This is a genomic window from Bacillus sp. GbtcB14 (assembly GCF_019091205.1).
Lineage (GTDB): Bacteria > Bacillota > Bacilli > Bacillales > Bacillaceae_G > Bacillus_A > Bacillus_A cereus_AG.
In genome coordinates this window covers 499,706-523,474 of sequence record NZ_JAGXJT010000003.1, presented here as the reverse complement: position 1 = coordinate 523,474, position 23,769 = coordinate 499,706, and the positions used below count along the sequence as shown (strand labels likewise).

Here is a 23,769-nt window from a genome sequence, read left to right as displayed (position 1 = left end):
AGGAGGGGATTCTATGCAGCTGGATACTTTTTTACATCATCTCCATTTTTCGATTGATGAAATTATGCCGAATCATGAAGTGGACTGGGAAGATGCACCGCTTCCTTATAAATTATATCGAAATGTACCTGTCATCCCTCTCCCTTTAGAAATCCCATTATCTTTACCTAACTCTTCTACTACACCTACTTTGAAGGAGATTGGTCATTACCTTTGGGTCTCATTTGGTTTAACACAGTTATGTCAGCTAAATAGCGAGAAAATTTTATTTCGAAGATCTATCCCTTCAGGCGGCGCTTTATATCCAAATGAATTGTATATATATTTAAAAATTGACGATTATCCAGACGGTATTTACCATTACGACGCTGCGCACCACCGACTTATTTTACTTCGCGAAGGTAATTTCGATTCTTATCTTTCGGAAGCGCTCGGCAATCGCTGTAACATACAGTCTTGTTTTGGTGCTGCATTTGTATCCACTATGTTTTGGAAAAACTTTTTTAAATACAATAATTTTTCATATCGGCTTCAAGGGCTAGATAGTGGTGTTCTCATCGGACAATTACTTGCATGTGCCAAACAATTCGGTTACACAAATGGCGTATATTTTCAGTTTCTAGACCGTGCAATCAATCATTTACTCGGACTGTCAGAAGGAGAAGAAAGTGTGTATGCTGTTGTTCCTTTAAGTTCAGAACCGCAAAATGATTGGTTTCACAATGATGATCACCATAATAACACGGTTACTTCTCATGAATTACTGCAGCAAATTCCGCCGTTAGCACACGAACATTTCGTTCGATCAAAGCAAGTAGATAAACATCCTATGATAACCAAAATAAATGAATCTTCTATGATTGAATCGACAGCACACCTCCAAACGCTACATCATGAAGAGCACTATCAACATCATGCGCACGCTGTACAGTTGCCGAAAGTAGATCGATTATCGTATGATTTCTTACAACTTTGTAAAGAACGATATTCCCCTGATGCTGACTTTACTTTAACGAAATGGGATGCAGCAGGGCTCGCTACTTTACTACAAGAAGCGAGCCTCTCCTTCCCTTATTACAACGACCTTGATGGTCAGTATGTAAATGAAAATGCACGAGTCTCCTTATATGGGTGTTTTTATAACGTAAAAGATATAGAAAACGCCGCTTATTCTTATAACAGTAAATCGCATTCCATACAGCCACTTCGATATGGAGATCTTCGTTATCCCCTTCAATCTAGTATGACGATGGATAACGTAAATCTTTTTCAAGTACCGCTTTGCCTACATGTAGTCGGAAAGAAAGATTACTATACAAATGCATTAGGCTATAGAGGATACCGTATTCACCAAATGGAAGCTGGTATACTCGTTCATAAACTCGTTTTTGCTGCAACTGCTATGGGGATGGGCGGGCATCCATTATTAAGTTTTGATACAAATGCATGTGATCAATTGTACGGGATAGATACTCGAAATGAAACGTCACTGATTCAAATTCCTGTTGGGGCGTATCGAGCGCGGAATTGGTTAAAAGGGGATTTGCGTAATTAGAAGCACGCCGATATACGGCGTGCTTTTTTTAAAGGACTTAATTTTTGAACTACCCCCACTTAACACTCTAACGAGCTGTTTGAAGTCGGGGATTCCTACGAACACCAAGGTATCCCTTAGTTTTATGAGTAGGCAATCCCCGTAATCCCTACGGTTAGGAGCCTTATGGCCTCTTTTCTCAGATTTTCCGCTGCGTTCACATCTCTATCATGATACATACCACAAGAAGGACACTTCCATTCACGCAGGTTCAGGCTTTTCACATCTTTATTTTTGTAGTCGCAATGCGAACAAGTTTGGGAACTAGCGAATGTTTTCGACACCACAATCACTTGTTTCCCATACCAGCATGCCTTATACAACAACATCGCTTTGAATTGTGACCATGATACTTCTTGAATCGCTTTCGCTAGTTTGTGATTCTGTAACATATTCGATACTTGCAAATCTTCTATCCCAATCACATCGTGGTTTTTGATGATCCTTGTAGAGAGTTTTTGCAAGTAATCCGTTCTTGCATTTTTGATTCGTTCATGAATACGAGCGACTTTCATTCGCTGTTTATTCCAATTCGCTCCGCCTTTTGTACGTCTAGATAGAATACGCTGGGCATGAGCGAGTTTCTTTTCTAATACCCGAGACCATTTTGGATTACCGAATACCTCACCCGTTGAAAGAATAGCAAAGTTTTTCACACCAACATCTATACCAACAGCGGAATCGGTCTTCGGCAATTCTTGTACTTCTGCTTCAGCAAGAATCGAGACAAAATATTTTCCACTTGGATTCCTTCTGACAGTAGCACTCAAAAGTCGTCCTTCTATCTCACGACTTTTGACAAATTTGACAAGACCAAGTTTCGGTAACTTCAATTTATTATCTATAATCGCAATGTTTCCATTTGTATGTTTCGTTGTATAGGATTGGACTTTATTGTTTTTCGATTTAAACCGAGGTGCTTTGTTTTGTTTTTTGAAGAATCTTGCATACGAGTCAGCTAAGTTGTGAAGAGAAGATTGAAGAGCGATACTGTCCACTTCTTTTAGCCATACAAATTCTTTTTTGAGAGTAGGTAATTGCGAAGAACAAATGCCATAGGATAATCCTTTTCCTGTTTCTTTATACCTATCATTCCACTTTTCCAAAAAGTAGTTAAATACAAATCGTGAACAACCAATTGTTTTCGTAATAGCTATTTTTTGTTCTAAACTAGGATAGATCCGAAACTGATACGCTTTATGGATAAGCACCGCTTTTCACCTCACTTCCTTTTTTTATTTGTTTACAATCTTTTTCATGATATGCATGGGAACGATATCATGATATAACCAAATAATACTGATCACGTATTATTTCTTCTTTTTTGTCGAAAGTCCTCTATCCCTTTCAAAAAAATACAAATGAAACAATTTCGTAGATGTAAAAATTCCTCTGAGCTATAACATTTTCTTTCTATAGGGACGAACTGATTACGATACCGGTACCTTATTCTGATTCTTCACCAAGAAGAACCTTTAGGCTGTTGCCTAACCGTCATTCAGCTCCCACCTACTCATTGGAACATGTCCTACCCATTCCTTGAGGTGGGAGTTTTCTGTCGGGAAATGATAAAAAACGAAATGAGTATATATTCTTACATAAAAGGAGAGTTTAACTTGAGCATGTTACAACGATTAATTCAGCAAGCAAAAAATCCTCGCGGGACAATTGGTTCTTCTATGCTTTGTATTATGAATGCTGCACATACGAGACTAACAAATTGGGCTTTACAAAAAATACATATACGTGAAGATGAGATTACTTTAGATATCGGTTGTGGCGGTGGTAAAACAATACATACTCTTTCAAGACGAATTCCGTTTGGGAAAATATACGGAATTGACTATTCAGAACAAGCCGTTGAAAGCTCGAAGAAAGCTAATATGAAAGATGTAAAAACAGGGAAAGTAATCATTCAGCAAGCTAGCGTCTCCTCTATTCCTCACAATACGAACTTTTTCGATCTCATTACCGCCTTTCAAACGCACTACTTTTGGCCGCATGTTGACCAAGATATAAAAGAAGTATTTCGCACATTAAAAACAGACGGTTCTTTTTTATTAGTTGCTGAAACTTTTAAAATTCAATATCATATGAAGAAATTTAAAACGACTGAAGAAATAGTAAATCTACTTTATAAGACAGGATTTACAAGCGTGAAATGTTATGAAGAAAGAGGTTGCCTTTGTGTAATAGGAATTAAGTAAAAAAAGCAGACCCTTTGAGGTCTGCTTTTTTTACTAGATTAATTTAAAGATACTCTTAATTTGTCGCGCAAATAACCAATTTTTCGTACCGTAGTTATCATTTAAACTATCTAAATTGATAGTTTGTCCGTTAGCAAACTTTAATTCTAACGTTGTATTTTTGTCATTTGTTTTTAAGTTGCTATTTGTAATCGCATCATACTTTAATTTTTCAATTTCAACATACTCATCTTTTTCTTGTCCGATCACGACATGGTCTTGGAAGAAGAACAATACTTCTACTTTCTTACCGAAACAAAATACGTTTTTCGTATAAATTAATGTCGCATTATCAAGTCCAACGCATACTTCTTTCATCTCTTCCACAACATGTCCAAAGTCTTCTTCTTGTCTTGCGTTTGATTCAGCAATCCATTCTTCGATTGTTTTCATGTTAATTGCCATACTGTGCCCCCTGGTTCGTTCATTGCTTTATTTAAAAATAAATACTATATGAAAATATAAGCGATAAGTACTATGTTTTCAAGGGCGAATGGTATATTCGAAATAAAGTGAAACTTTAATCAGTGGGGGTTTTGTTCATCCCCCACTGATTATTAGTTGAACCAATCGGACGTTTACGGACAGTTGATCTCCCACCTAACTTCTTTGCCCCAACTGAATTTTGAGGTGGGAGTTTTACTGTCCGTTAACGCGGGATAAAGTTAAATTTCAAAGTAATATACTAGGAGCATCGATTTCATTATATTTTAAACGTTTGAACGAGACATTCTTCATCATCGATTAACTGTTTTTTCTCATCAAATTCGATGTTTAGCTCCCTATATACTTTCTTCCAAAAAGAAACTGCTGGTACATTTTTCACAAGTTCGATAACGAAATACTGTCCTCGTTTCTCTTTTAGTACATTCTCAATAACTCTTTTACCAATTCCTTTCCCTTTGTACTGATTCAATATGAAAATGTCATTTATACCAAAGTCGTTTTCCTTCTTCAAAAACGGGCGTTCCAATAGTAATAAAAATCCTACAATATCATTATCACCTTTAATAAAATACGGAGTAATTCCATCATTTCCCCAAAACATATGCAAATCTTCGTATTCAAAAAATCCATTTTCCCCAATCGTTATATTAGGAGTGAATGTAGAAAGGTCATGAAGATATAGTGCGTACAAATTACGTAATATTTCTTTTTCTGATTCTTGAACTGTTTGAAGTGTTACAAACATTTTTAATGATCCCCTTCCCTATATGTAACTGTTTCTCCCTCTTTATTATTCGTTAAAAAAGTTTACCTACCTTTGCAAAAAAAATAGCACTTAAAAAGTGCTATTCTGCTCGCCTTGCCGCTTGCTGAATTGGATCCCAAACGCTGTTATATGGTGGTGCGTAACTTAAGTCGACATCTTCTAAATCGTGAATGCTCATTTTATTGAAAAGTGCCATTGCGATCACATCAATCCGTTTATCCACACCTTCTTCTCCAATTACTTGTCCACCTAATAATTGTTTCGTGTCAGAGCGATATAATAATTTCAAGTGAAGTGGCTTAGCACTTGGATAATAACCGGCCATATTTGTTGAATCTATATTAACCGTCTTATACGGGATGTTTAGCCCTTTCGCTTCTTTTTCATTTAAGCCTGTTCTTGCGAGTGTCAAATCCATAAATTTAATAATACCTGTACCTAACGTACCTTTAAAGGCTCTTCGTTTATCAAGCATATTCAGTCCAGCAATTCGTCCTTGTTTATTGGCAGTCGTTCCAATTGGAATATGGTCATGAATTTCTTTTATAACGTGATAATGCGTCGCACAATCACCAGCTGCATATACGTCCTGCACATTCGTTTGCATATATGCATTTACTTCAATTGCCCCTTTATGATTTGTACGTATATTTGTTCCTTCAAGAAAATCAGTATTTGGCTTTACTCCAACCGACACTAAAACAAAATCTGCTTTATACGTTCCTTTGTCCGTTTCAATTTGTTCGACTCTTTCATTTCCTTTAAATGCTTTTACATTTTCATTCGTTAAAATGTCAATATGATGTTTACCTGCTTCTTTATGTATATATTCAGCCATATCTGCATCGTAAATCGTACCGATATGATCATTTCTCTCAATCATTCTTACTTTCTTACCAAGTTCGACGAATGTTTCTGCCATCTCCAGTCCTATCGCACCGCCGCCAATAATGGTTACATCCTCAACTTTATTCGTTTCTAGCGTTTTTAATATACGCTCAGCATCCGGAATTGTTTTTAAAAGATGAACGCCTTGCAAATCTCGACCTTCCCATTCTGGCATAACAGGACGCACTCCAGTTGCAATTAATAATCGATCATACGGAAATTCAAAAACATCTTTCGTCTTCGTATGCTCTGCGTACACGATTTTCTTTTCCGTATCTACTTTCGTTACTTCATGTCGTACTTTCGCATCAATTCCATATTTATCACGAAACGTCTTTACATTACGCGCGACTAATTTTTCCGTTGAAGCGATAGCACCACTAATGACATACGGTAATCCACACTGCGCGTACGAATAAATTTCACCTTTTTCTAACGTTACAACATTTGCAGTTTCATCGTTTCTAACAATTTGCATAGCTGCACTCATACCAGCTGCATCTCCGCCAATAATGACATAGTTCACTTTACCACTCCTTCTTTTTTACATACTCTTTACGGTTTCCATATTTTATAGAAATAACACCTACTACTATTGTAAAGAAAGAGAATTTCATCTTCAAATTTGGTGCACAAACCTATGCCTGAATAGGTAACCGTCGTGTCTTATAAACAACATGTTTAATATGCTATAACAGTAACTATCGAAAGTAGGTGAAATATATGTGTGCCGGTCTTCTCGTCCAGCTTCCCGAGGAACCGCTAGAACCGAGACCCGCCCTCCCGCTAGAACAAGAATTTACTGTGAGTGTAACTTTATACAGTGCTCGCGCTTGGTTATCTGACAATGACACTTTCTCACAAACTATTTGGAAAGCGACCCGCTTTGCTTCTGCATCACACGCTCGCAAATCCATCTTTCCAGTTGGTACTGTTAAAATTTTAAATTTTTCTGAGGATACAATAACAGTTACTATATCTTCAGAATCAGATGATGCTCTCAAAATAATCGTCCCTCCTCGTTCCGAAGCTGCTTTAACGTCTAGTTCTTTAACTGATGTGCAAGCAAGTACATCAGGAGGAGCGAGTAAAGTCACATTCCTCTTTCATATCTTTTTCTCAAGGGATCCTGGTCCAGATAAAAAGCCATAAAAAAGGTACAGTTATGCACTGTACCTTTTTTCACGTGTTCTATTCTCTTGATTTGATTAGTTCAACATTATAAGATTCAATATCCGTTAGCTTTCCTGTAAAATATGGATTTTCTCTATACCAAGACTGTTTTGAAAAATACGCTTGCATATCTTTCGTTTGAAACATATGTCCATGTCTTGCGTATATTTCGTTTCTCGCTATTTTCAATTGCTCTTTCGATACATACGCTAAATCTGCACTCGTTAGTTTTCGAATATCACTATCAGGGAAGATGAAACCATTATATACATACCGAGTCGTAGACGGCGGAGTAACATTGTAAACAACTGTTTTTTCTGTACTTTTCTTCTGGAATGGAAGATTATACGAAGGAAATGCCGTTACCGTTTCTACCTTCGTCGCTTCCCTTCCATTTTCTCCATTTCGTTCTAAATAAATCGTCGCACTTCCATCAGTTGCTACCGGCCCCCACGTAATTTCTTCTCCCGCTAGCGCTGTAACTGGTTTTTGATTCACGTACAATGTTGCACCAGGCGAGTTCGTTTGCACTGTAATATATTGACCTTGCAACGTTAAATCTATCGTTACGTTATTTTGACCTTGTTTCATAAGTACAACCTTTTCCTCACGTGATAGTTTCACATAGTCATTTTTATATTCTGATTGAAACACTTGAGTCCCTGGAAGAAACGGCCCATATTGCTTCTCAAACTTTTTGTCATCTGTTTTATCAATTTCTTTTCCGTTCATTTTTAAAGATGCACCTTTTTCATTTGAAAGCAACGTCGTATAATAAGCCTTCGCTTTCAATTTATACCGATCAAATAAAAAGAAATACTTACCGTCTTTCGTTAACGAAAAATCTGCTCTTTCGATTCCGTCCCCTCGTTTTTCACCTTGCCTCAAATAGTCTTTCAATTCATTCACGTAAGATGGATTTTCTTTTATATACGAAAATAGTGGCATTAAACTCTCTCTCGTTACAATAACTGATGGATCATCTACCGTGACGATTTCAGCTAACTTCTTCCCGTCCTTCTCTTGTACAATAGTAATCATTCGGTCTACTTGTGCCGCCTGCTTATAATACGATGATCCGTACAAATAGAGTCCGACAATCGCTATAACAAATAGGGATAACAGCGTAATACCAACCTTTGCACCACCACTCATGTTCTTCTTTACTACAGGACTCCCCCTCTTCATCCCGCAGTTTTGACAAAATTGCACACCGTCTTCAAACTGAGTCCCACACTTTGTACATACATTCATCCATTCAACCACCTTTTCGTTAGAAGCCAGTTAATCCCTGTGTAAAGGTTTGAATTATCGTGCTAATGTAAGACCACAGTACAATGAATGTTGCAATTCCGATTAAAACATTTGCGATAAAAAGTGTGTAGACAAGATCTAATCCACCGTTATCTAGTTTTACTATAGATACAATTATACTAATTGCCATATACGTTGTAGCCAGACCTAATAAAATTGGTAAGAAAAAGATTAATAAAAAGCTAAGCAGAAAAGAAAGCACTAATATCCCAATAGCTGGCGTCGCTATCGTTCCCCATATACCAAATACTTCAAGAAACGAAAAAGATGATTTCATCATCTTCCCACTTACAAAAATAATAAATCCGACAAATAAAGTTAAAATTAGTAAAAATAAAAAGACCGTTACAGTGTCCAAAAAGAATGTAGGAGTAGGTATATCGGGTGCAAATGTTCTCGTAACAACTGCTGCAGCACTCATCATTCTATAAAAAATACATGCTCCTAAAAAACAAATAAGAATAAGACTTGTAATTCCATTTCGCACTTCAATATTTCCACTTTTCATAATAGCCGATGGGGATTTAAAAGCATTTTTAAAGAACTGAAAATACCCACTTGCAAATCGCTTCGCTTGCTCTAACGTTTCATTTGGTCGAGTTTCCTTCACTTGTGCCGCGCGCGCTAGTTCCGGCCCTTCTTCTTGGCCACTACTTGCGACTGTTTCCTCCGTTAACGAATGTCCACAATTCCCGCAAAACTTTGCCTCGGTTGCATTTTCCGTATGACACGCCGGACATTTCATTCTCTCATCCCTCCTTAAGCATATACCGTATAGGGTGTTACAAATTCAATATATGACTTTGTACATAAAACATGACTACAAGAAAAAGATTGTGAAGTCCTTCTTTCAAAAGAAAATATATATGCTAGCAATCTTGAAAAATAATGCTATTATGAAACAGAATAAATAATATTTTTAACAGATTGGATGAAAAACAATGGAATTTGTAAACTCAATTTTTCAAATACTCCTTACAAGCGTAATCCAATTATTTTCTTTAATTGGCGTTATCATTGTAATTGGATTTCTATTAGGCTATTTAGAATCTCTCACACGCATGTATTGGTCGAGAGCTTTCGGAAGAAAAGGATTCCTTTTAACGGCGTGGATTGGTGTTCCGATTCACGAACTTGGACATGCCATTATGTGTGTACTATTTCGTCATAAAATTGTAGCAACGCAGTTTTTCCCAACAGATACAAGTCAAGGTGCTTTAGGCTACGTACAACATCAATACAATCAAAAAAGTGTATATCAACGAATTGGGAACTTCTTCATTGGAATCGGTCCTATTATTTCTGGTATTACTGCGTTAATCCTTTTAATGCGCTATTTCGTACCAAATTCATATTTCTTATTTAATACAACTCTCGAAAAAACAATTGCTTCTACTTCTATTAATATAGAAATGGTTCAAAACATGCTCTTGTCGACGTTTGTATTATTGAAAAGCTTATTTACAATAAGTAATTTATTGAATCCTTCCTTTTGGCTATTTTTATTTATCGCCATTTGTATTTCTGCACATATCGCTTTAAGTAAACCAGATATTAAAGGATCAATAGACGGTGTGATCGTCATGTTTATCGTGTTATTTTTATTCAACATAATCGCAGGACTATTTCAATACGACAGTAATCAGCTAATTGGCAAAGTGATGAAATATAATATGTACCTCATTGCATTTTCTAGTGTCGCATTGCTGTTCTCTTGTCTTTCTACACTTGTTAGTTTTGGATTCTACAAAATAAGAGAAGGGCGTTCGTTTTGAACGCCCTCCTCTCCTCAATTATTCCCCTTATAATCACAATGCTCAACCGGAACACGAGCATGTCCTTCTTCATCTGTACACCATGACTGCGACTGGAAGGCAAGAAAGATACCGATCCATTCTTCTTTCTTTTCAAAGTGAATGAGTATGCCTCCGTCTTGCCATATACCATTATCACCTTTCCATTTCTCCACATTCCCTTGATTCATATGAATATCGTGTATCCCGTTTCCTGGTTCAAAATGAAAGTAAGAATCGGGTGTATTTTCTTCTGGTCCCCATCTTTCACCAAACGCGTAAATGGTCGCTTTTTCTTCTATCGCTCGTTTTATATAACGTTCTATTTTTTCATTTAAATCATTATCTACTCCTGCTTTTTCAGCAGGTAAAGGAATCATTTGTTTCGAATCAAATACATTACCTCTTACGTAGTCTAAAGCTACTTTCGGTTCATTGTTTTTTATTTCTGTAAAACCGAATGGTAATGTCGGTAAAATATGAATTGCTTCTGAATGAATATTGTCGCTCACAAAATATAAAACTTCTGACGGATAACTTTGCGATTTCACGTTAATTGCAATACGATAATCCACTCCTGCTTCGCCTTGTAAATGAACTTGATAATGAGGAGTTTTCCGATACGATAAACTTAACTAAATCTATACAATTCAATCAAATTTACACAAGTTAGTGCTTCAAAGTGTTCTCGCAACCCCAAAGGGACGAGGGGTATAACACTCCACACGAGGCAGTATCGTTACCTCCTATTATCAAGCATTTAATTTTACCCATCTTGATAAATTTATCGACGCATTTACATCCCGATCGTGATGGCTATTGCATGAAGCACAACACCACTCACGTATTTTTAAACTCCACTGTCCTTCTGGTTGAACTGAATGGTCGTATTTCACGCCGCAACATGAGCAAATCTTGCTTGAGGCGAACCATTTATCAGCTTTTACATACGCAATGCCATACTTCTCGCACTTGTATGATAAACATTGAAAGAAGAAGTTTAATTTTTGAAAGGAAAATGCTTTCGATAGTTTTTTGTTTTTTAACAGGTTTGAGATAGATAAGTCTTCCACAACAATCCTCATTGGTTTGGTTTTCACCAATCTAGCTGTTGCTTGGTGGATATGGTTATTTCGGATATTCGTAATTTTCCTAGATAACCGCAGGTGCTCAGCTTTCGCTTTTTCATATCCGGCAGATTGAATTTTTACACCTTTTTTAAATCTCCTAGACATATCTCTTTGTGCTGACTTTTTCCTTTTCAAAAGTTTTTTAACCTTGGCATCTTTGTTTATATTTCGTTCTTTCATACCATTAGAAGCTACAAACAGCTCTTTTAACCCAACATCCACACCAATCGACTCATTGGTTAGTTCTTGGAATTCAAAATCTTCTTGGAACCCCACACTAATCCACCAGTGACGACCGTCAAATGTAACTCTTGGATTGGATGGTTTTTTGTTTCTTGGTAGTTGTTGGCTTGTTTTCACTTCTCCAATAGACTGAATATGAACTACTTTCTTTCCTATAACTAGTCTTTCATAATTGGCATAAAATCCTTGGATTACATCTTTTTTGGATTTATAAGAAGTGTGAGAACCATTTTTGTACTTTTTGAACGAATGTTTTCTCGCCATATCAAAATCTTTTGAAGCCTGTTTTGGCACTTGTGCATTAATGCCTTTTAACCACTCATATCTCTTTCGCTTCTTGATCTTTGTAAATCGTTTCTGTAAAGCTAACTGTGAAACAGATTTTCCAAATAGCTTATAGTATCTATCACTCATTCTTTTACAATAGTTATAAGTAAATCTTGCAGCATCAGCATGGTTTCTCAGCACTCTTTCTTGTTCAGGCGTTGGAATCAGTCTAACTTTCTTCGCCAATATCATCAGAATGTAACTCCTTTAATGAAAGATTTGTTCTTCTGAATCGTAGCGTGTTCCATCAGCATTCTCGTAAAACTCCTCGGATGCAAACCTGTTAATTCTGATACTTGACTAACTCGTAAAAATTTCATTATTATTCTTACCTCATTAAACTTATCGTAGCACATACGTTCGATAGGTTCAATGAGATTTGATAGATTTAATCAAATGTATCTCGTTCAACTAAGGGCGCAATTCCTTAGCCAGTTCTCTTATGAACTTCTCATATTTTCACATGAGCGCAGACTATATGTTTATCTACTTAGAGATAGAGGATTTTCCCACCACCATAAGCTTGTGATGTACTCTCGTCAGTTATACGAGATAGCCGTTGAACGTTCATCTTATCCATTTTGACTTAGATGATTCGAGGCGGAAGATCCATTGTTCTAGCGTTTAGGATTTAACCTTGCGCCATCTGATTGATTTTTTCTGATTTCGCAGCATGCACGTTCACCATTTCTAGCCACGTTGTTGTTCAATCATATTTAGAAATTGCCCGCAGTTCCCCCGCCCGCTAGCCAACCACTTGACTGGCAGGGCTTACTGATATATTTAATTCACTTTAGTTATAATTAGCTAAATAAATTGTAACAGTTAGTTACCCTTTTCCAATCTTTGATTGTATAGCTGTACCTTTTAACACGCCGTAGTTTTTTAGGGGCATACATTTCATCTCCTATTCATTTAATAGAAGCTATTCATGTTTAAAACATTATCCAATCATAAAAAAAATCCTCCTACGCTAGGAGGATTTTTAATTTCTCAACATATACCAAACAACAACCTCTACCACTATAAGCAACACCGCACCAAAAATCATTAACGTCGTCTTCTTTAATAGTTCATTTTCACGATACGGGATGTTACATAAATACGCACCTAGCGTAATACGTGATGGGCAAGCGATTGTCGCTACTGATGATGCGGTGTTTTGAAGCGTTGTGACGTATTGCCACGGAAGTGCTACGTTTTGCGCCGTTTGCATTTGTAGTTTTATAAACATCGCATTTGATCCGGCGTTACTACCTGTTAAAAAGCCACCGATTCCGCCGATAAATGGAGCAACGAAAACGAAAAATGTTCCAAATGTGTCACCCGCTGTTTTTGCAAGTAATGAATGCATACCAGATGCACCCATTAGCTCTGCAATCGCAATGAACATTGTCGTTGTAATCGCAAAAGGAATCCATTGTTTTATCGTTTGCGAAAGTGATTGTTTAATAATATGAGATGGAATGCGGAAGAAAATAATTGTAAATAAACACGTCATGGCGAGCCAAAATCCTGGTGAATATAGCATTTCTAATTTATAAGAGTATGATTTTAAATCAAGGACTGCATATGATCTGAATACATCATGTAATGCTGGTACGAGGCGAGAAAGTAAAATACAAACAGTTAAGAATATATAAGGGCTAATTATTTTTATAATAGATACTTCTCTCTCCGTTGCCGCAGCATGTTCTGTCATTAAATTTTGCTCACTTTTTCCTTTTAATTTAATGATAAGAAAGCCAAATGTAATTGTAACGATAGAACTTAATATACCTGCTAGTTCAACACTTACATATGCGTTAGAAAGATAGATTCCGAGAGAGAATAATAGAAAAAAACCGAATCCTTCTTTCCACTTTTCCTTAACGGCCCGCCAGCCACCAACAACGTGTAAAGAAAGAATGACGAAATAAGCAAACATCGGAATGCTTAGTAGTGCCGTATTTGTGCCAAGTGTTGTAAGCGGCATATTTATAAGCTGCGAACCGATAATCGTACCAGTTGCCATTGCGCCCCATGAACTAGCTAGTAAACCAATAAATGAAAGTAGTACAGCTTGAAACGGTTTATAGCCTAATGATAGAAAGATAGGTGCTGCAACCATAAAGCCAATTCCGAATCCACTTACCGATTCAATTAGCGGACAAATACCAAAACACATAAGAAGCATTTGTAATAAACGATCGTGCGTCACTTCTTCTAAAAAACGCGCTACTTGATCGATGTACCCCATTTTGTTCATGAGGTGAAATAAAAAAATACCGAAAAACAAAACGTACCCGACAATAAAACAAATTAACCAACCTTTAATCGTTGCATGCACAGTTTCACTTATCCCTAATTGAAACGTTGGCGAGAGTAAAACGATTCCAACAGACACAACGTAAGCAATTAAAGAGGACCGTAATGAAGTTTGTTTAAATAAAAATAAACAAATGAAAATCATCATAATTGGGATAAGTGCCAACAATATGGCCATGTTATCATCTCTTTTCATTTAAAATACAATTTTTAACTATTATATAACAGATGTAATATTTTTCAATTGTTTTTAAAACAGATTCAAAAAAGGAGCCAAATGGCTCCTTTCACTCCCATTTTCTTTTATCCTGAAAAACGCTCTGCTGTCCGACTATTTTGTCTAACACAACAAACACAATATAAGCACATATTACTTGCAATACAACATTTCCAAATTTCATTAATTCAAATGAATGGATCCAGAGAAATAATTCATTCAAAAATACAATCGAAACGATACTAAATAGTTCTATACTAATCGAAAATATACATACTTCTAAAATAGATTGCTCTTGAATTCTGTTTAAGTTGGAAAAGATAAATACATATCCTAAAAATAGAGCCATCACCTCTATTGTCGTCATGCTAATAAGCCAAGCGTATAGTGGTACAGTTAAAAGAAGATATAGTAGTTTCCGTCTTAGCATGCCTTCTCACCCTCTAAGTTATATGTATTTTCTGTATATTTTAACATTTATTACACAAAACAAAAAGAAGAGACTTATGCCTCTTCTTTTTGTTTTGTTGCCTGTATTAATTCACATATTTCTTCTCGCTTTTCATTTTCTAACAGCTCAATGACTTTACTTCCAACGACTACTCCATCACATATTGTAATCATTTCTTCTACATGTTCCTTTGTTGAAATACCGAACCCTGCCACTACCGGTAATTGCGTATGTGATTTTACTTTTTCTAAGTAACTATGAATCTCACCTTTAAAATTTTGACGTACTCCTGTTACGCCCGCCACTGTAACGGCGTAGACGAATCCTTCTGATTCACTCGTAATTTTTTCGATTCGCTCAATTGGGCTCGTTACTGTAACGAGTGGAATTAGCGCAATGTTTGCCTCTCGAAGTAACGGGGCAATAATATTTTGCTCTTCATACGGTAAATCCGGAACGATCATACCGTCTACCCCTGCTTCTATACAGTTTTCGATGAATCGTTCTTTTCCGAATGCGAGTACTGGATTTAAATATGTCATGAGTACAAACGGAATTTGTACCTCTTTCCTTACCTCTATTAATGCTTGAAAAATGCCTTTTAATGTTACACCGCTATCTAGCGCTCGTTTCCCTGCTCTTTGAATCGTTGGACCGTCTGCGACTGGATCTGAAAACGGAATACCGATTTCAACGATGCTTGCTCCTGCTTCGTCTAAAAAACGAATTCTTTCTTTTAATTTTTCAAGACCACCATCTCCGCCCATTACGTACGGAATAAATGCTTTCTTACCATTTTCAAACGCTGCTTTAATTTTTTCTACTCCCATTTTTTACACCTCTTCCATATAACGTTTTATACTCTCTACATCTTTATCACCACGGCCAGATAAACAAATGACAAGTCCTTCTTCTTTCTTCATTTTGGGCGCTAATTTTAATGCATATGCGACAGCATGTGAACTTTCTAATGCCGGAATAATCCCTTCTTTTTTCGTTAATAATTGAAACGCTTCTAACGCTTCTTCATCCGTAATTGAGTGGTAAGAAACACGGCCGATGTCTTTTAGCAAGCTATGTTCTGGCCCCACACCCGGGTAATCGAGTCCTGCTGAAATAGAATGAGCTTCTTGAATTTGTCCTTCTTCATTTTGCAGAAGGTACATCATCGATCCGTGTAAAACACCAACGCTACCTTTCGTTAAAGTCGCTGCGTGCTTTTCTGTATGAACGCCTTTTCCAGCTGCTTCTACGCCGTAAAGAGCGACTTCTTCATCGTGTACGAATGGATAAAACATGCCCATCGCATTACTACCACCACCAATACAAGCGACGACTGCTTCTGGTAACTTCCCTTCTAACGCTTCATATTGTTTTTTCGTTTCTTTCCCAATTACACTTTGGAAATCACGGACAATTTGCGGGAATGGATGCGGTCCGAGAACGGATCCCATAATGTAGTGTGTATCGTGCACGTGTGAAACCCAGTAGCGAAGCGCCTCGTTTACCGCATCTTTTAGTGTGCCGCTACCTGCCGCTACACTTTCTACTTTCGCTCCTAGTAATTCCATTCGAAACACGTTTAATTTTTGCCGTCTCACATCTTCTTCTCCCATAAAGATGACGCATTCTAATCCGAGAAGAGCACATACAGTAGCGGTTGCAACACCGTGTTGTCCAGCCCCTGTTTCAGCGACAACTTTTTTCTTGCCCATTCGTACTGCAAGAAGTGCCTGACCAATTGTATTGTTAATTTTATGAGCTCCTGTATGATTCAAATCTTCACGTTTTAAATAAATTTTTGCACCGCCGCAATACTTCGTCATATTTTCAGCGAAATAAAGCGGTGTTTCTCTTCCGATATACGTTTTTAAATAATGATTTAATTCCTTTTGAAACTCTTCATCTTGCATCGCTTCTTTATATGCTTCTTCTAGTTCTAATACAGATTGCATTAACGTTTCTGGAACGTATCGTCCTCCGTATATACCGTAGTGACCTTTTTCATCTGGATATGCGTAATTCATTTGGAACACTCCTTCGCTTTTATAATAAATTGTTTTATTTTCTCTACATCTTTCTTTCCTTCTGTCTCTACTCCGCTACTTACATCGACCATGTACGGCTGAATAGTTCGAATCGCTTCTTCTATATTAAAAGCGTTTAATCCACCTGCTAATATCGTTTTCTTTTGCACTTCTTTTGGCATATGCTCAAGTAATTCCCATGAAAATGTCTTTCCATTTCCTCCATGAAACTTTTCTTTTGGACTATCAAACAATATATAATCTGTTTCATATGCTTGAGCGTCTTTCATATCACCTTCTGAAGCTACTCCGAGCGCTTTTATAGACGGAATATTCAATCTTTTGATTTGATGATTGTCTTCATCCCCATGTAGTTGCACATGCGTTAACCCGCATTCATCTGCAATTTTCTGTATCTCTTCTACTGATTCATTTACGAAAACACCGATTTTTAATACGTTTGCTGGAATCTCCTGAATGATTTCTTTCGCTAGCCTTGGAGTGATTTTCCGCTTACTTTCTGCAAAAACAAATCCGAGTGCATCAGCTCCGTATTCACAAGCACGTTTTGCCGTTTCAATATCAGTGATGCCGCAAATTTTCACTTTCATATGTTCACCTTACAATCTTCAAAAAAGGTACGAATAGAAGATGATGTCATAAGTGCTTCTCCAACTAATACACCTTTCGCTCCAGCTCGTTTGACACGAATAATATCTTCTTTTGAATGAATCCCGCTTTCACTAATCCAAAGTAATTTCTCCTCGTTTAATCGTTTTCCAAGCTTTTCTGTTTGGCTTAAATCGACTTCGAATGTTTTTAAATTACGGTTGTTAATACCGATAACGTGCGGATTTAATTGGATCGCAATTTCTAATTCCTGTTCATCATGCACTTCAACAATTGCTTCAAGTCCTTTTTCTAGTACGTAGCTATACAGCTCTTGTAACTTCTCTTTCGTTAACGCCGCTACGATTAGTAAAATAATATCTGCGCCAGTTTCATACGCCCTATCAATTTGAATCTTATCAATTATAAAATCTTTACATAAAAGCGGAATGTTGCTTTCCGTTCTTGCCGTTTGCAAATCATGAAATGAACCTTTAAAAAATTGACCGTCTGTTAAAACAGAAACTGCTCCTGCGCCGCATTCTTCATATATTTTTACTTGTTTTCGTACATCAACGTGTAAATTGATATCTCCTTTTGATGGTGATGCTCGCTTTACTTCTGCAATAACAGTAAACTGCTGTAATGCTTCTACAAGTGAATGTATCTTTCTACTTTCTTTTAATGGTGTATACGTTTCATATAATGCCGCAACTTCCTTTTTCTTTTGGTCTACAATTTTGTCTAAAATCGTCCCCATTTTAATTCACCCTTTCTAATTTTTCATTACTTGCTGCAATTAATAAGTTTAGTTTGGCTAATGCTTTTCCTGAGTCAATACTATGTGCCGCGAGTGTAATTCCTTCTTCAATCGTTTCTGCTTTTCCATTTGCGAAAAGGGCTAGACCTGCATTTAATAAAACAGTATCGCGGTAAACACTCTTTTCTCCGCTTAATACCCCGAGCGTAATCTTTGCATTTTCTTTTGAATTCCCTCCTCTAATTTCTTCATTTTTCACTCTTGAAAAACCATACTTTTCTGGATCAATACTCATTTCTACTATTTCATTATCTTTTAAAATGACAACATGATTCTCTCCTTGTAATGATGCTTCATCTAAAAATCCACTTCCGTTTACGACAAGCGCTTGTTTTCTTCCCAGCTTCTGTAATACTTGCGCAACTGGTAGTAACATATCTCGTTTATAAATGCCGACAAATTGTGTTTCTAAATTCACCGGATTCGTTAAAGGACCAATTAAGTTAAAGATCGTCGGCACATTTAATTCTTTTCTTATTTTCATAATGCGCCTTAATGCTGGATGCATCGCTGGTGCGAATAAAAATGCAATGCCGACATGCTCTAATAAATAATCAATTTCGTTTGGCGTACTGCTAATATTTACACCGAGTTCTTCTAATAAATCTGCACTTCCTGTTTTACTAGAAACCGCTCGGTTACCGTGTTTTGCAACCTTTACGCCAGCTCCTGCCAGTACGAATGCCGATGTTGTACTAATATTAAACGTTTGGGCACCGTCACCACCCGTCCCGCAATTGTCCATCGCTCCTTGTATATGGTTCGAAAACGGTAATGCCTTTTCACGAAGAGCTCGAACAAGGCCATATATTTCTTCTGCCGTTTCACCTTTCGCCTTCAGTAAAACTAAGAAAGCTGCAATTTCACTTTCCAATATGTTTTCATTTAATAAAAGAAGCCCTGCTTTATACATTTCCTCTTCTGTTAAATGTTGTCCCTCCACTAATTTACGAAGATAGTTATTCATACTCTTTCCTCCTCCTTCACTTCGCCTAAAAAGGCACGTATTAACTTTCCGCCTTCTTCTGTCGCGATTGATTCTGGATGAAACTGTAATCCGAATAACGGATAATAATTGTGACGAACTGCCATAATTTCTCCATCGTCCATCGCTGTCGCTAGTATGTCAAAACACTGTGGCAAACTCGTTTGCGCTGCAACAAGTGAATGGTAGCGCATCGCTGTTAGCGGCTGTGTCACGTATGAAAAGATTGACGTTCCGTTATGTTTCACGCGTGATGTTTTTCCATGCTTAATGCGCTCTGCTCTAACAATTTCTCCTCCAAATGCTGATATAATTGCCTGATGTCCGAGGCAAATGCCTAATATGGGAACGTTCTTATAAAAATGACGAATCACTTCGATACAAATGCCAGCATCCTCTGGTTTTCCTGGTCCTGGTGAAAGCACAATTCCTGTAGGATTCATCCCTTCTAGCTGTTCTATCGTTATTTGATCATTTCTTACGACTACAATATCTTCTTCGTATTCACCTAACAGTTGATACAAGTTATATGTGAATGAATCATAGTTATCAATTAGTACAATCATTTCATTACCTCCAATAGTGCTCTCGCTTTATTTAACGTTTCTTCATATTCAGCTACTGGGTCTGAATCATAAACAATTCCCGCTCCTGCCTGAACGTATGCTTTTTCATCCTTTACGACCATCGTTCGAATGGCGAGCGCCATATCAAGATTCCCTGAAAAACTAACGTATCCAACTGCTCCTGCGTATACATTTCTTTTTTCATTCTCTAGCTCATTTATAATTTCCATCGCTCTAATTTTCGGAGCACCTGACACTGTTCCTGCTGGTAAGCAATACGCTAATGCATCAAATCCACTCATTCGTTTTCGCAATGTTCCGTAAACTTCGGATACAATGTGCATAACGTGAGAGTATTTTTCTACTTTCATATATTTATCTATCGTCACGGATCCAATTTCACTTACTCTGCCAATATCATTCCGCCCAAGGTCCACAAGCATCATGTGCTCCGCTCGTTCTTTCTCATTTTCTAACAGTTCTTTCTCAATTTCCGCATCCTCCTGCTTCGTTTTCCCTCTCGGCCTCGTACCGGCAATTGGATTCGTCATCACTTTATCCTCTCTTACCGATAGCAAACTTTCCGGCGAAGAACCGAGTACAACATAATCTTGAAAATCGATATAGAACATATATGGTGATGGATTGGCAATCCGAAGTTTTCGGTATAAAGCGAATGGATCACCAATACATTCACTTTGCAAACGCTGGGATAATACGACTTGGAATATGTCCCCAGCCTGAATGTACTCTTTCGCGGTTTCTACCATCGCGTAAAATTCTTTTTCTTTTATAGAGGAAGTGAATGATAATGTTGATCTTATTTCAGTTACTTCCGCTTCTTCTCCCTGTAGCACTTCCTCTTTATATACTTGCAATCTTTCATATACTTCTTCATAAGAAGCTGTATCATCTTCCCTGCATACATATACAAATGATAATTTTTGGCGTAAGTGGTCATACACGATAAACTCACGGTACAATAAAAGATGCACTTCTGGAATATTCAATGGATCGTGTAAATCTGCTCCAATGTTTTCATATTGCCGGATAACGTCATAGCCAATATAACCAACTGCTCCTCCGCAAAATGGGAATGGACTGTCTACTTGTGCTGACCGGGTTTCTTGTTCTAACACTTGTAGTACGTTACCTTGCAGCTTTTCTGCCCGGCCATAAATCGTTCGTTCCACTTCCGTACCAACGCTTTTCACTTCACCATACGGATTACATCCTAAGTAAGAATAGCGTCCTTTATCTTGATGAAGCTGGGAGCTTTCTAATAAAAACTTTTTCTTTCCCTTCATACGTCTATATAAAGAAATTGGCGTAATGCTATCTCCTTCTTCTTCAGCGATTACTAAAAATGCTTTTCCTTGTTCGTTTTGCTTCATAAATTCGTCTTTTGTCATCATGCCTTTCACCTCACTCCGAAAAATAAAAAAAGTCCTCTACATATCGAAATATGTAGAGGACGATAAATTTACCGTGGTACCACCTCATGTTGGACGCAAAAGCATCCCGCTTTATTCAGGTACAAAATATATACCTTATCCTTGTAACGGCGGAACCCGGGCTGCCTACTAAAAATAATTGTTCAGCATACCTCTCGTAAGCCCATTCCGTATATGGCACCGCACCGGGCTCCCACCTATCCCCAGCTCTCTGTAACGTCTCCAATATACGTACTCTTCTTACTTCAACGATTTCATTTATTTAATTTTTTGTACACAAAAAGGGAGTACTCATCCTATAGAAAGGACGGGTACTCCCGTGGTGCCACCTTAATTCGTTACAAATGTAACGCACTTTACCGTATCAAAAACAATACGTGTCTCTTGTATCGATGAGATCATGTCGCCAAAGCCTACTTCTTTCGTTTCGGTTTGGAAGCTCCGAAGCCCATTCCACATCAATTCCATACTGATTCGCACCAACCATCAGCTCTCTGACATGTTCATCATGTGTACTCTTCTTCATCAACGCTTGCATTTTTTTAAGTTGCACTCATTATAGACCTAACTTTTTTCATAAGTCAATACTTTTAAAAGAATTTTATTTTTCTCTCCTTTCAATATTATATTGACAAAACAACCTCTTTTTATGTAAATATAATAAATACTCTATTAAAAATAAGGTTTTTTGTATGAATATTATATATTTAAAAAGTAAAATGATGTCAAAAAACGCTTACATTTCTGAAAATTCATATTTCCGTATGGATTTTTCAGAATAATCATGATAGATTATAAATATGCAAAACGCATCAAAAGACATGACAAAAGGAAGGGGAACTACATGAGTACGCAGATGTTAACTTTAACTTCAATCTCTATCTACATGCTCGGGATGTTAGTAATTGGCTATTTCGCCTATAAACGAACGTCCAACTTAACAGATTATATGCTTGGCGGGCGTACACTAGGCCCCGCAGTAACAGCATTAAGCGCTGGAGCATCCGATATGAGTGGTTGGCTTTTAATGGGATTACCAGGTGCAATGTTTAGCGTTGGATTAAGTAGTAGTTGGATTGCGATCGGCCTAACACTAGGCGCATACGCAAACTGGCTATATGTCGCTCCTCGCTTACGTACCTACTCTGAAATTGCAAACAACTCTATTACTATCCCAGAATTTTTGGAACACCGTTTCCACGACAAATCTCATATGCTACGCTTAGTATCCGGACTTGTTATTATGATTTTCTTTACTTTTTATGTAGCTTCAGGATTAGTTTCAGGCGCCGTATTATTTGAAAATTCATTTGGTATGAACTACCATGTTGGATTATTCATTGTAGCTGGCGTTGTTGTAGCTTACACATTATTTGGTGGTTTCTTAGCAGTAAGTTGGACAGACTTCGTGCAAGGAATCATTATGGTAATTGCTCTTATTCTTGTTCCTATCGTAACAATTATGAATTCGAACGGACTTGGACCTGCATTTGATACAATTCGTTCTGTAGATCCAACACGTTTAGATATTTTTAAAGGTGCCTCTACTTTAGGAATGATTTCTTTATTTGCATGGGGCCTTGGTTATGTTGGACAACCTCATATTATCGTACGCTTTATGGCGATTTCTTCTGTAAAAGAAATTAAAAGCGCACGAAGAATTGGTATGAGCTGGATGATTTTCTCTGTTGTCGGAGCTATGTTTACTGGCCTTATCGGTATTGCTTACTACTCACAACAAGAGTTAACATTATCTAACCCGGAAACAATTTTCCTTGAACTAGGAAAAATTTTATTCCATCCACTTATTACTGGATTTTTATTAGCAGCTATTTTAGCAGCTATTATGAGTACAATTTCATCTCAGTTGCTCGTTACTTCTAGTGCTATAACAGAAGATTTATATCGTACATTCTTTAAACGTTCTGCTTCTGATAAAGAGCTTGTATTTGTTGGCCGTATGGCTGTACTTGTTATTGCATTAGTTGGGTGCGCATTAGCGTTTAAACAAAATGATACGATTTTAGCTCTTGTTGGATACGCTTGGGCTGGATTTGGTTCTTCATTCGGACCTGCTATTTTATTAAGCTTATACTGGAAACGCATGACAAAATGGGGTGCGCTTGCTGGTATGATTTCAGGTGCCGCTACAGTAATTATTTGGACTCAATTCAAATTCTTAAAAGATTTCTTATATGAAATGATTCCTGGATTCGCTATTAGTTTAATAGTAATCATAATTGTTAGTTTACTAACTAAACCTTCAAAAGAAGTTGAAGAGCAATTTGAGAACTTCGAAAAACACCATAGTCATAATCTATAAAAAGAAAGCTCTGCTGTTATCATAACAGCAGAGCTTTCTTTTTATTACAATTCGACAATCTTCTTCTCAAATTTAACAAATTCTTTATG

General features: G+C 37.1%; 21 protein-coding genes, 1 pseudogene and 2 other annotated features. Of the genes and pseudogenes, 5 read left to right on the top strand and 17 right to left on the bottom strand.

From position 1 onward, the window contains the following. Positions 1 to 13 precede the first annotated feature (13 nt). Positions 14 to 1,555 (top strand): SagB family peptide dehydrogenase, encoded by a 1,542-nt coding sequence (locus KVT31_RS11625; RefSeq protein ID WP_088095600.1) that lies wholly within the window; start codon positions 14 to 16, stop codon positions 1,553 to 1,555. A 122-nt stretch (positions 1,556 to 1,677) separates the two neighbouring features. Here KVT31_RS11625 and tnpB read toward each other — a convergent pair whose 3' ends face one another. Beyond that, on the bottom strand, positions 1,678 to 2,805 hold the full coding sequence (gene tnpB, locus KVT31_RS11620; RefSeq protein ID WP_088095599.1) for an IS200/IS605 family element RNA-guided endonuclease TnpB: 1,128 nt from the start codon (positions 2,803 to 2,805) through the stop codon (positions 1,678 to 1,680). A gap of 405 nt (positions 2,806 to 3,210) precedes the next feature. Here tnpB and KVT31_RS11615 point away from each other — a divergent pair, with 405 nt between their 5' ends. Beyond that, a complete protein-coding gene (locus KVT31_RS11615; RefSeq protein WP_088095598.1) occupies positions 3,211 to 3,801 on the top strand; it encodes a class I SAM-dependent methyltransferase in 591 nt (196 codons plus the stop codon). Positions 3,802 to 3,834: 33 nt separating this feature from the next. On the opposite strand, the gene KVT31_RS11610 is transcribed toward KVT31_RS11615, so the two are convergent. From KVT31_RS11610 to KVT31_RS11600, 3 genes are all read right to left on the bottom strand, one after another. Then, positions 3,835 to 4,245, bottom strand: a complete 411-nt coding sequence (locus KVT31_RS11610; protein ID WP_088095597.1) for a DUF3908 family protein — start codon at positions 4,243 to 4,245, stop codon at positions 3,835 to 3,837. A 298-nt stretch (positions 4,246 to 4,543) separates the two neighbouring features. Then, on the bottom strand, positions 4,544 to 5,032 hold the full coding sequence (locus KVT31_RS11605) for a GNAT family N-acetyltransferase (RefSeq protein ID WP_088095596.1): 489 nt from the start codon (positions 5,030 to 5,032) through the stop codon (positions 4,544 to 4,546). A gap of 100 nt (positions 5,033 to 5,132) precedes the next feature. Then, positions 5,133 to 6,467 (bottom strand): FAD-dependent oxidoreductase, encoded by a 1,335-nt coding sequence (locus KVT31_RS11600; RefSeq protein ID WP_088095595.1) that lies wholly within the window; start codon positions 6,465 to 6,467, stop codon positions 5,133 to 5,135. A gap of 197 nt (positions 6,468 to 6,664) precedes the next feature. Here KVT31_RS11600 and KVT31_RS11595 point away from each other — a divergent pair, with 197 nt between their 5' ends. Further along, positions 6,665 to 7,093, top strand: a complete 429-nt coding sequence (locus KVT31_RS11595; RefSeq protein WP_088095593.1) for a hypothetical protein — start codon at positions 6,665 to 6,667, stop codon at positions 7,091 to 7,093. Positions 7,094 to 7,132: 39 nt separating this feature from the next. Here the strand turns inward: KVT31_RS11595 and KVT31_RS11590 are convergent, their stop codons facing one another. Then, entirely contained in the window at positions 7,133 to 8,368 is a 1,236-nt protein-coding gene (locus tag KVT31_RS11590; RefSeq protein ID WP_088095592.1) for a TcaA 3rd/4th domain-containing protein, read from the bottom strand. 19 nt (positions 8,369 to 8,387) lie between these two features. Further along, positions 8,388 to 9,173, bottom strand: a complete 786-nt coding sequence (locus KVT31_RS11585) for a zinc ribbon domain-containing protein (RefSeq protein ID WP_088095591.1) — start codon at positions 9,171 to 9,173, stop codon at positions 8,388 to 8,390. 196 nt (positions 9,174 to 9,369) lie between these two features. On the opposite strand from KVT31_RS11585, the gene KVT31_RS11580 reads away from it, so the two are divergent. After that, positions 9,370 to 10,203, top strand: coding sequence for a hypothetical protein (locus tag KVT31_RS11580; protein WP_088095590.1), 834 nt, complete (start codon positions 9,370 to 9,372; stop codon positions 10,201 to 10,203). Positions 10,204 to 10,217: 14 nt separating this feature from the next. Here the strand turns inward: KVT31_RS11580 and KVT31_RS11575 are convergent. The 11 genes and pseudogenes from KVT31_RS11575 to trpE form a co-directional block, all read right to left on the bottom strand. Beyond that, a pseudogene (locus KVT31_RS11575) lies at positions 10,218 to 10,838 on the bottom strand (DUF2278 family protein); the annotation flags it as partial. A gap of 135 nt (positions 10,839 to 10,973) precedes the next feature. Then, positions 10,974 to 12,113, bottom strand: coding sequence for an RNA-guided endonuclease InsQ/TnpB family protein (locus KVT31_RS11570; RefSeq protein WP_217613528.1), 1,140 nt, complete (start codon positions 12,111 to 12,113; stop codon positions 10,974 to 10,976). A 793-nt stretch (positions 12,114 to 12,906) separates the two neighbouring features. Further along, a complete protein-coding gene (locus KVT31_RS11560; RefSeq protein ID WP_088095589.1) occupies positions 12,907 to 14,406 on the bottom strand; it encodes an L-lactate permease in 1,500 nt (499 codons plus the stop codon). Between the two features lie 109 nt (positions 14,407 to 14,515). Beyond that, complete coding sequence (locus tag KVT31_RS11555) at positions 14,516 to 14,875, bottom strand: DUF4029 domain-containing protein (RefSeq protein ID WP_088095588.1); 360 nt, start codon at positions 14,873 to 14,875, stop codon at positions 14,516 to 14,518. A 74-nt stretch (positions 14,876 to 14,949) separates the two neighbouring features. Next, complete coding sequence (gene trpA, locus KVT31_RS11550; protein ID WP_088095587.1) at positions 14,950 to 15,726, bottom strand: tryptophan synthase subunit alpha; 777 nt, start codon at positions 15,724 to 15,726, stop codon at positions 14,950 to 14,952. A 3-nt stretch (positions 15,727 to 15,729) separates the two neighbouring features. After that, positions 15,730 to 16,923 carry a tryptophan synthase subunit beta gene (gene trpB, locus KVT31_RS11545; protein WP_088095586.1) on the bottom strand — a complete coding sequence of 398 codons (1,194 nt, stop codon included), beginning with the start codon at positions 16,921 to 16,923 and terminating at the stop codon, positions 15,730 to 15,732. Beyond that, a complete protein-coding gene (locus KVT31_RS11540) occupies positions 16,920 to 17,534 on the bottom strand; it encodes a phosphoribosylanthranilate isomerase (RefSeq protein WP_088095585.1) in 615 nt (204 codons plus the stop codon). Before KVT31_RS11540 ends, trpB begins: the two co-directional genes overlap by 4 nt. Further along, entirely contained in the window at positions 17,531 to 18,292 is a 762-nt protein-coding gene (gene trpC, locus KVT31_RS11535; RefSeq protein WP_088095584.1) for an indole-3-glycerol phosphate synthase TrpC, read from the bottom strand. The genes KVT31_RS11540 and trpC overlap by 4 nt, the downstream gene beginning before the upstream one ends. A gap of 1 nt (position 18,293) precedes the next feature. Beyond that, the gene (trpD, locus tag KVT31_RS11530) at positions 18,294 to 19,319 is read right to left on the bottom strand and encodes an anthranilate phosphoribosyltransferase (protein WP_088095583.1); all 1,026 of its coding nucleotides are present in this window, start codon (positions 19,317 to 19,319) and stop codon (positions 18,294 to 18,296) included. Beyond that, positions 19,316 to 19,903 (bottom strand): aminodeoxychorismate/anthranilate synthase component II, encoded by a 588-nt coding sequence (locus KVT31_RS11525; protein WP_088095582.1) that lies wholly within the window; start codon positions 19,901 to 19,903, stop codon positions 19,316 to 19,318. Before KVT31_RS11525 ends, trpD begins: the two co-directional genes overlap by 4 nt. Beyond that, entirely contained in the window at positions 19,900 to 21,318 is a 1,419-nt protein-coding gene (trpE, locus tag KVT31_RS11520) for an anthranilate synthase component I (protein WP_140392384.1), read from the bottom strand. Before trpE ends, KVT31_RS11525 begins: the two co-directional genes overlap by 4 nt. A 52-nt stretch (positions 21,319 to 21,370) precedes the next feature. Then, positions 21,371 to 21,615, bottom strand: a binding site (T-box leader). A gap of 42 nt (positions 21,616 to 21,657) precedes the next feature. Continuing rightward, positions 21,658 to 21,895 (bottom strand) — a binding site (T-box leader). A 306-nt stretch (positions 21,896 to 22,201) separates the two neighbouring features. Between trpE and putP the strand changes: the two genes are divergently transcribed. Beyond that, on the top strand, positions 22,202 to 23,680 hold the full coding sequence (gene putP, locus KVT31_RS11515) for a sodium/proline symporter PutP (protein WP_088095580.1): 1,479 nt from the start codon (positions 22,202 to 22,204) through the stop codon (positions 23,678 to 23,680). Positions 23,681 to 23,769: the final 89 nt, after the last annotated feature.

Excerpts from the sequence above, each read along its gene's own strand:
- KVT31_RS11625 (WP_088095600.1), top strand. The coding sequence starts at position 14 with ATGCAGCTGGATACTTTTTTACATCATCTCCATTTTTCGATTGATGAA.
- KVT31_RS11610 (WP_088095597.1), bottom strand. The coding sequence starts at position 4,245 with ATGGCAATTAACATGAAAACAATCGAAGAATGGATTGCTGAATCAAAC.
- KVT31_RS11605 (WP_088095596.1), bottom strand. The coding sequence starts at position 5,032 with ATGTTTGTAACACTTCAAACAGTTCAAGAATCAGAAAAAGAAATATTA.
- KVT31_RS11595 (WP_088095593.1), top strand. The coding sequence starts at position 6,665 with ATGTGTGCCGGTCTTCTCGTCCAGCTTCCCGAGGAACCGCTAGAACCG.
- KVT31_RS11590 (WP_088095592.1), bottom strand. The coding sequence starts at position 8,368 with ATGAATGTATGTACAAAGTGTGGGACTCAGTTTGAAGACGGTGTGCAA.
- KVT31_RS11585 (WP_088095591.1), bottom strand. The coding sequence starts at position 9,173 with ATGAAATGTCCGGCGTGTCATACGGAAAATGCAACCGAGGCAAAGTTT.
- KVT31_RS11580 (WP_088095590.1), top strand. The coding sequence starts at position 9,370 with ATGGAATTTGTAAACTCAATTTTTCAAATACTCCTTACAAGCGTAATC.
- KVT31_RS11570 (WP_217613528.1), bottom strand. The coding sequence starts at position 12,113 with ATGATATTGGCGAAGAAAGTTAGACTGATTCCAACGCCTGAACAAGAA.
- KVT31_RS11560 (WP_088095589.1), bottom strand. The coding sequence starts at position 14,406 with ATGGCCATATTGTTGGCACTTATCCCAATTATGATGATTTTCATTTGT.
- KVT31_RS11555 (WP_088095588.1), bottom strand. The coding sequence starts at position 14,875 with ATGCTAAGACGGAAACTACTATATCTTCTTTTAACTGTACCACTATAC.
- trpA (WP_088095587.1), bottom strand. The coding sequence starts at position 15,726 with ATGGGAGTAGAAAAAATTAAAGCAGCGTTTGAAAATGGTAAGAAAGCA.
- trpB (WP_088095586.1), bottom strand. The coding sequence starts at position 16,923 with ATGAATTACGCATATCCAGATGAAAAAGGTCACTACGGTATATACGGA.
- KVT31_RS11540 (WP_088095585.1), bottom strand. The coding sequence starts at position 17,534 with ATGAAAGTGAAAATTTGCGGCATCACTGATATTGAAACGGCAAAACGT.
- trpC (WP_088095584.1), bottom strand. The coding sequence starts at position 18,292 with ATGGGGACGATTTTAGACAAAATTGTAGACCAAAAGAAAAAGGAAGTT.
- trpD (WP_088095583.1), bottom strand. The coding sequence starts at position 19,319 with ATGAATAACTATCTTCGTAAATTAGTGGAGGGACAACATTTAACAGAA.
- KVT31_RS11525 (WP_088095582.1), bottom strand. The coding sequence starts at position 19,903 with ATGATTGTACTAATTGATAACTATGATTCATTCACATATAACTTGTAT.
- trpE (WP_140392384.1), bottom strand. The coding sequence starts at position 21,318 with ATGATGACAAAAGACGAATTTATGAAGCAAAACGAACAAGGAAAAGCA.
- putP (WP_088095580.1), top strand. The coding sequence starts at position 22,202 with ATGAGTACGCAGATGTTAACTTTAACTTCAATCTCTATCTACATGCTC.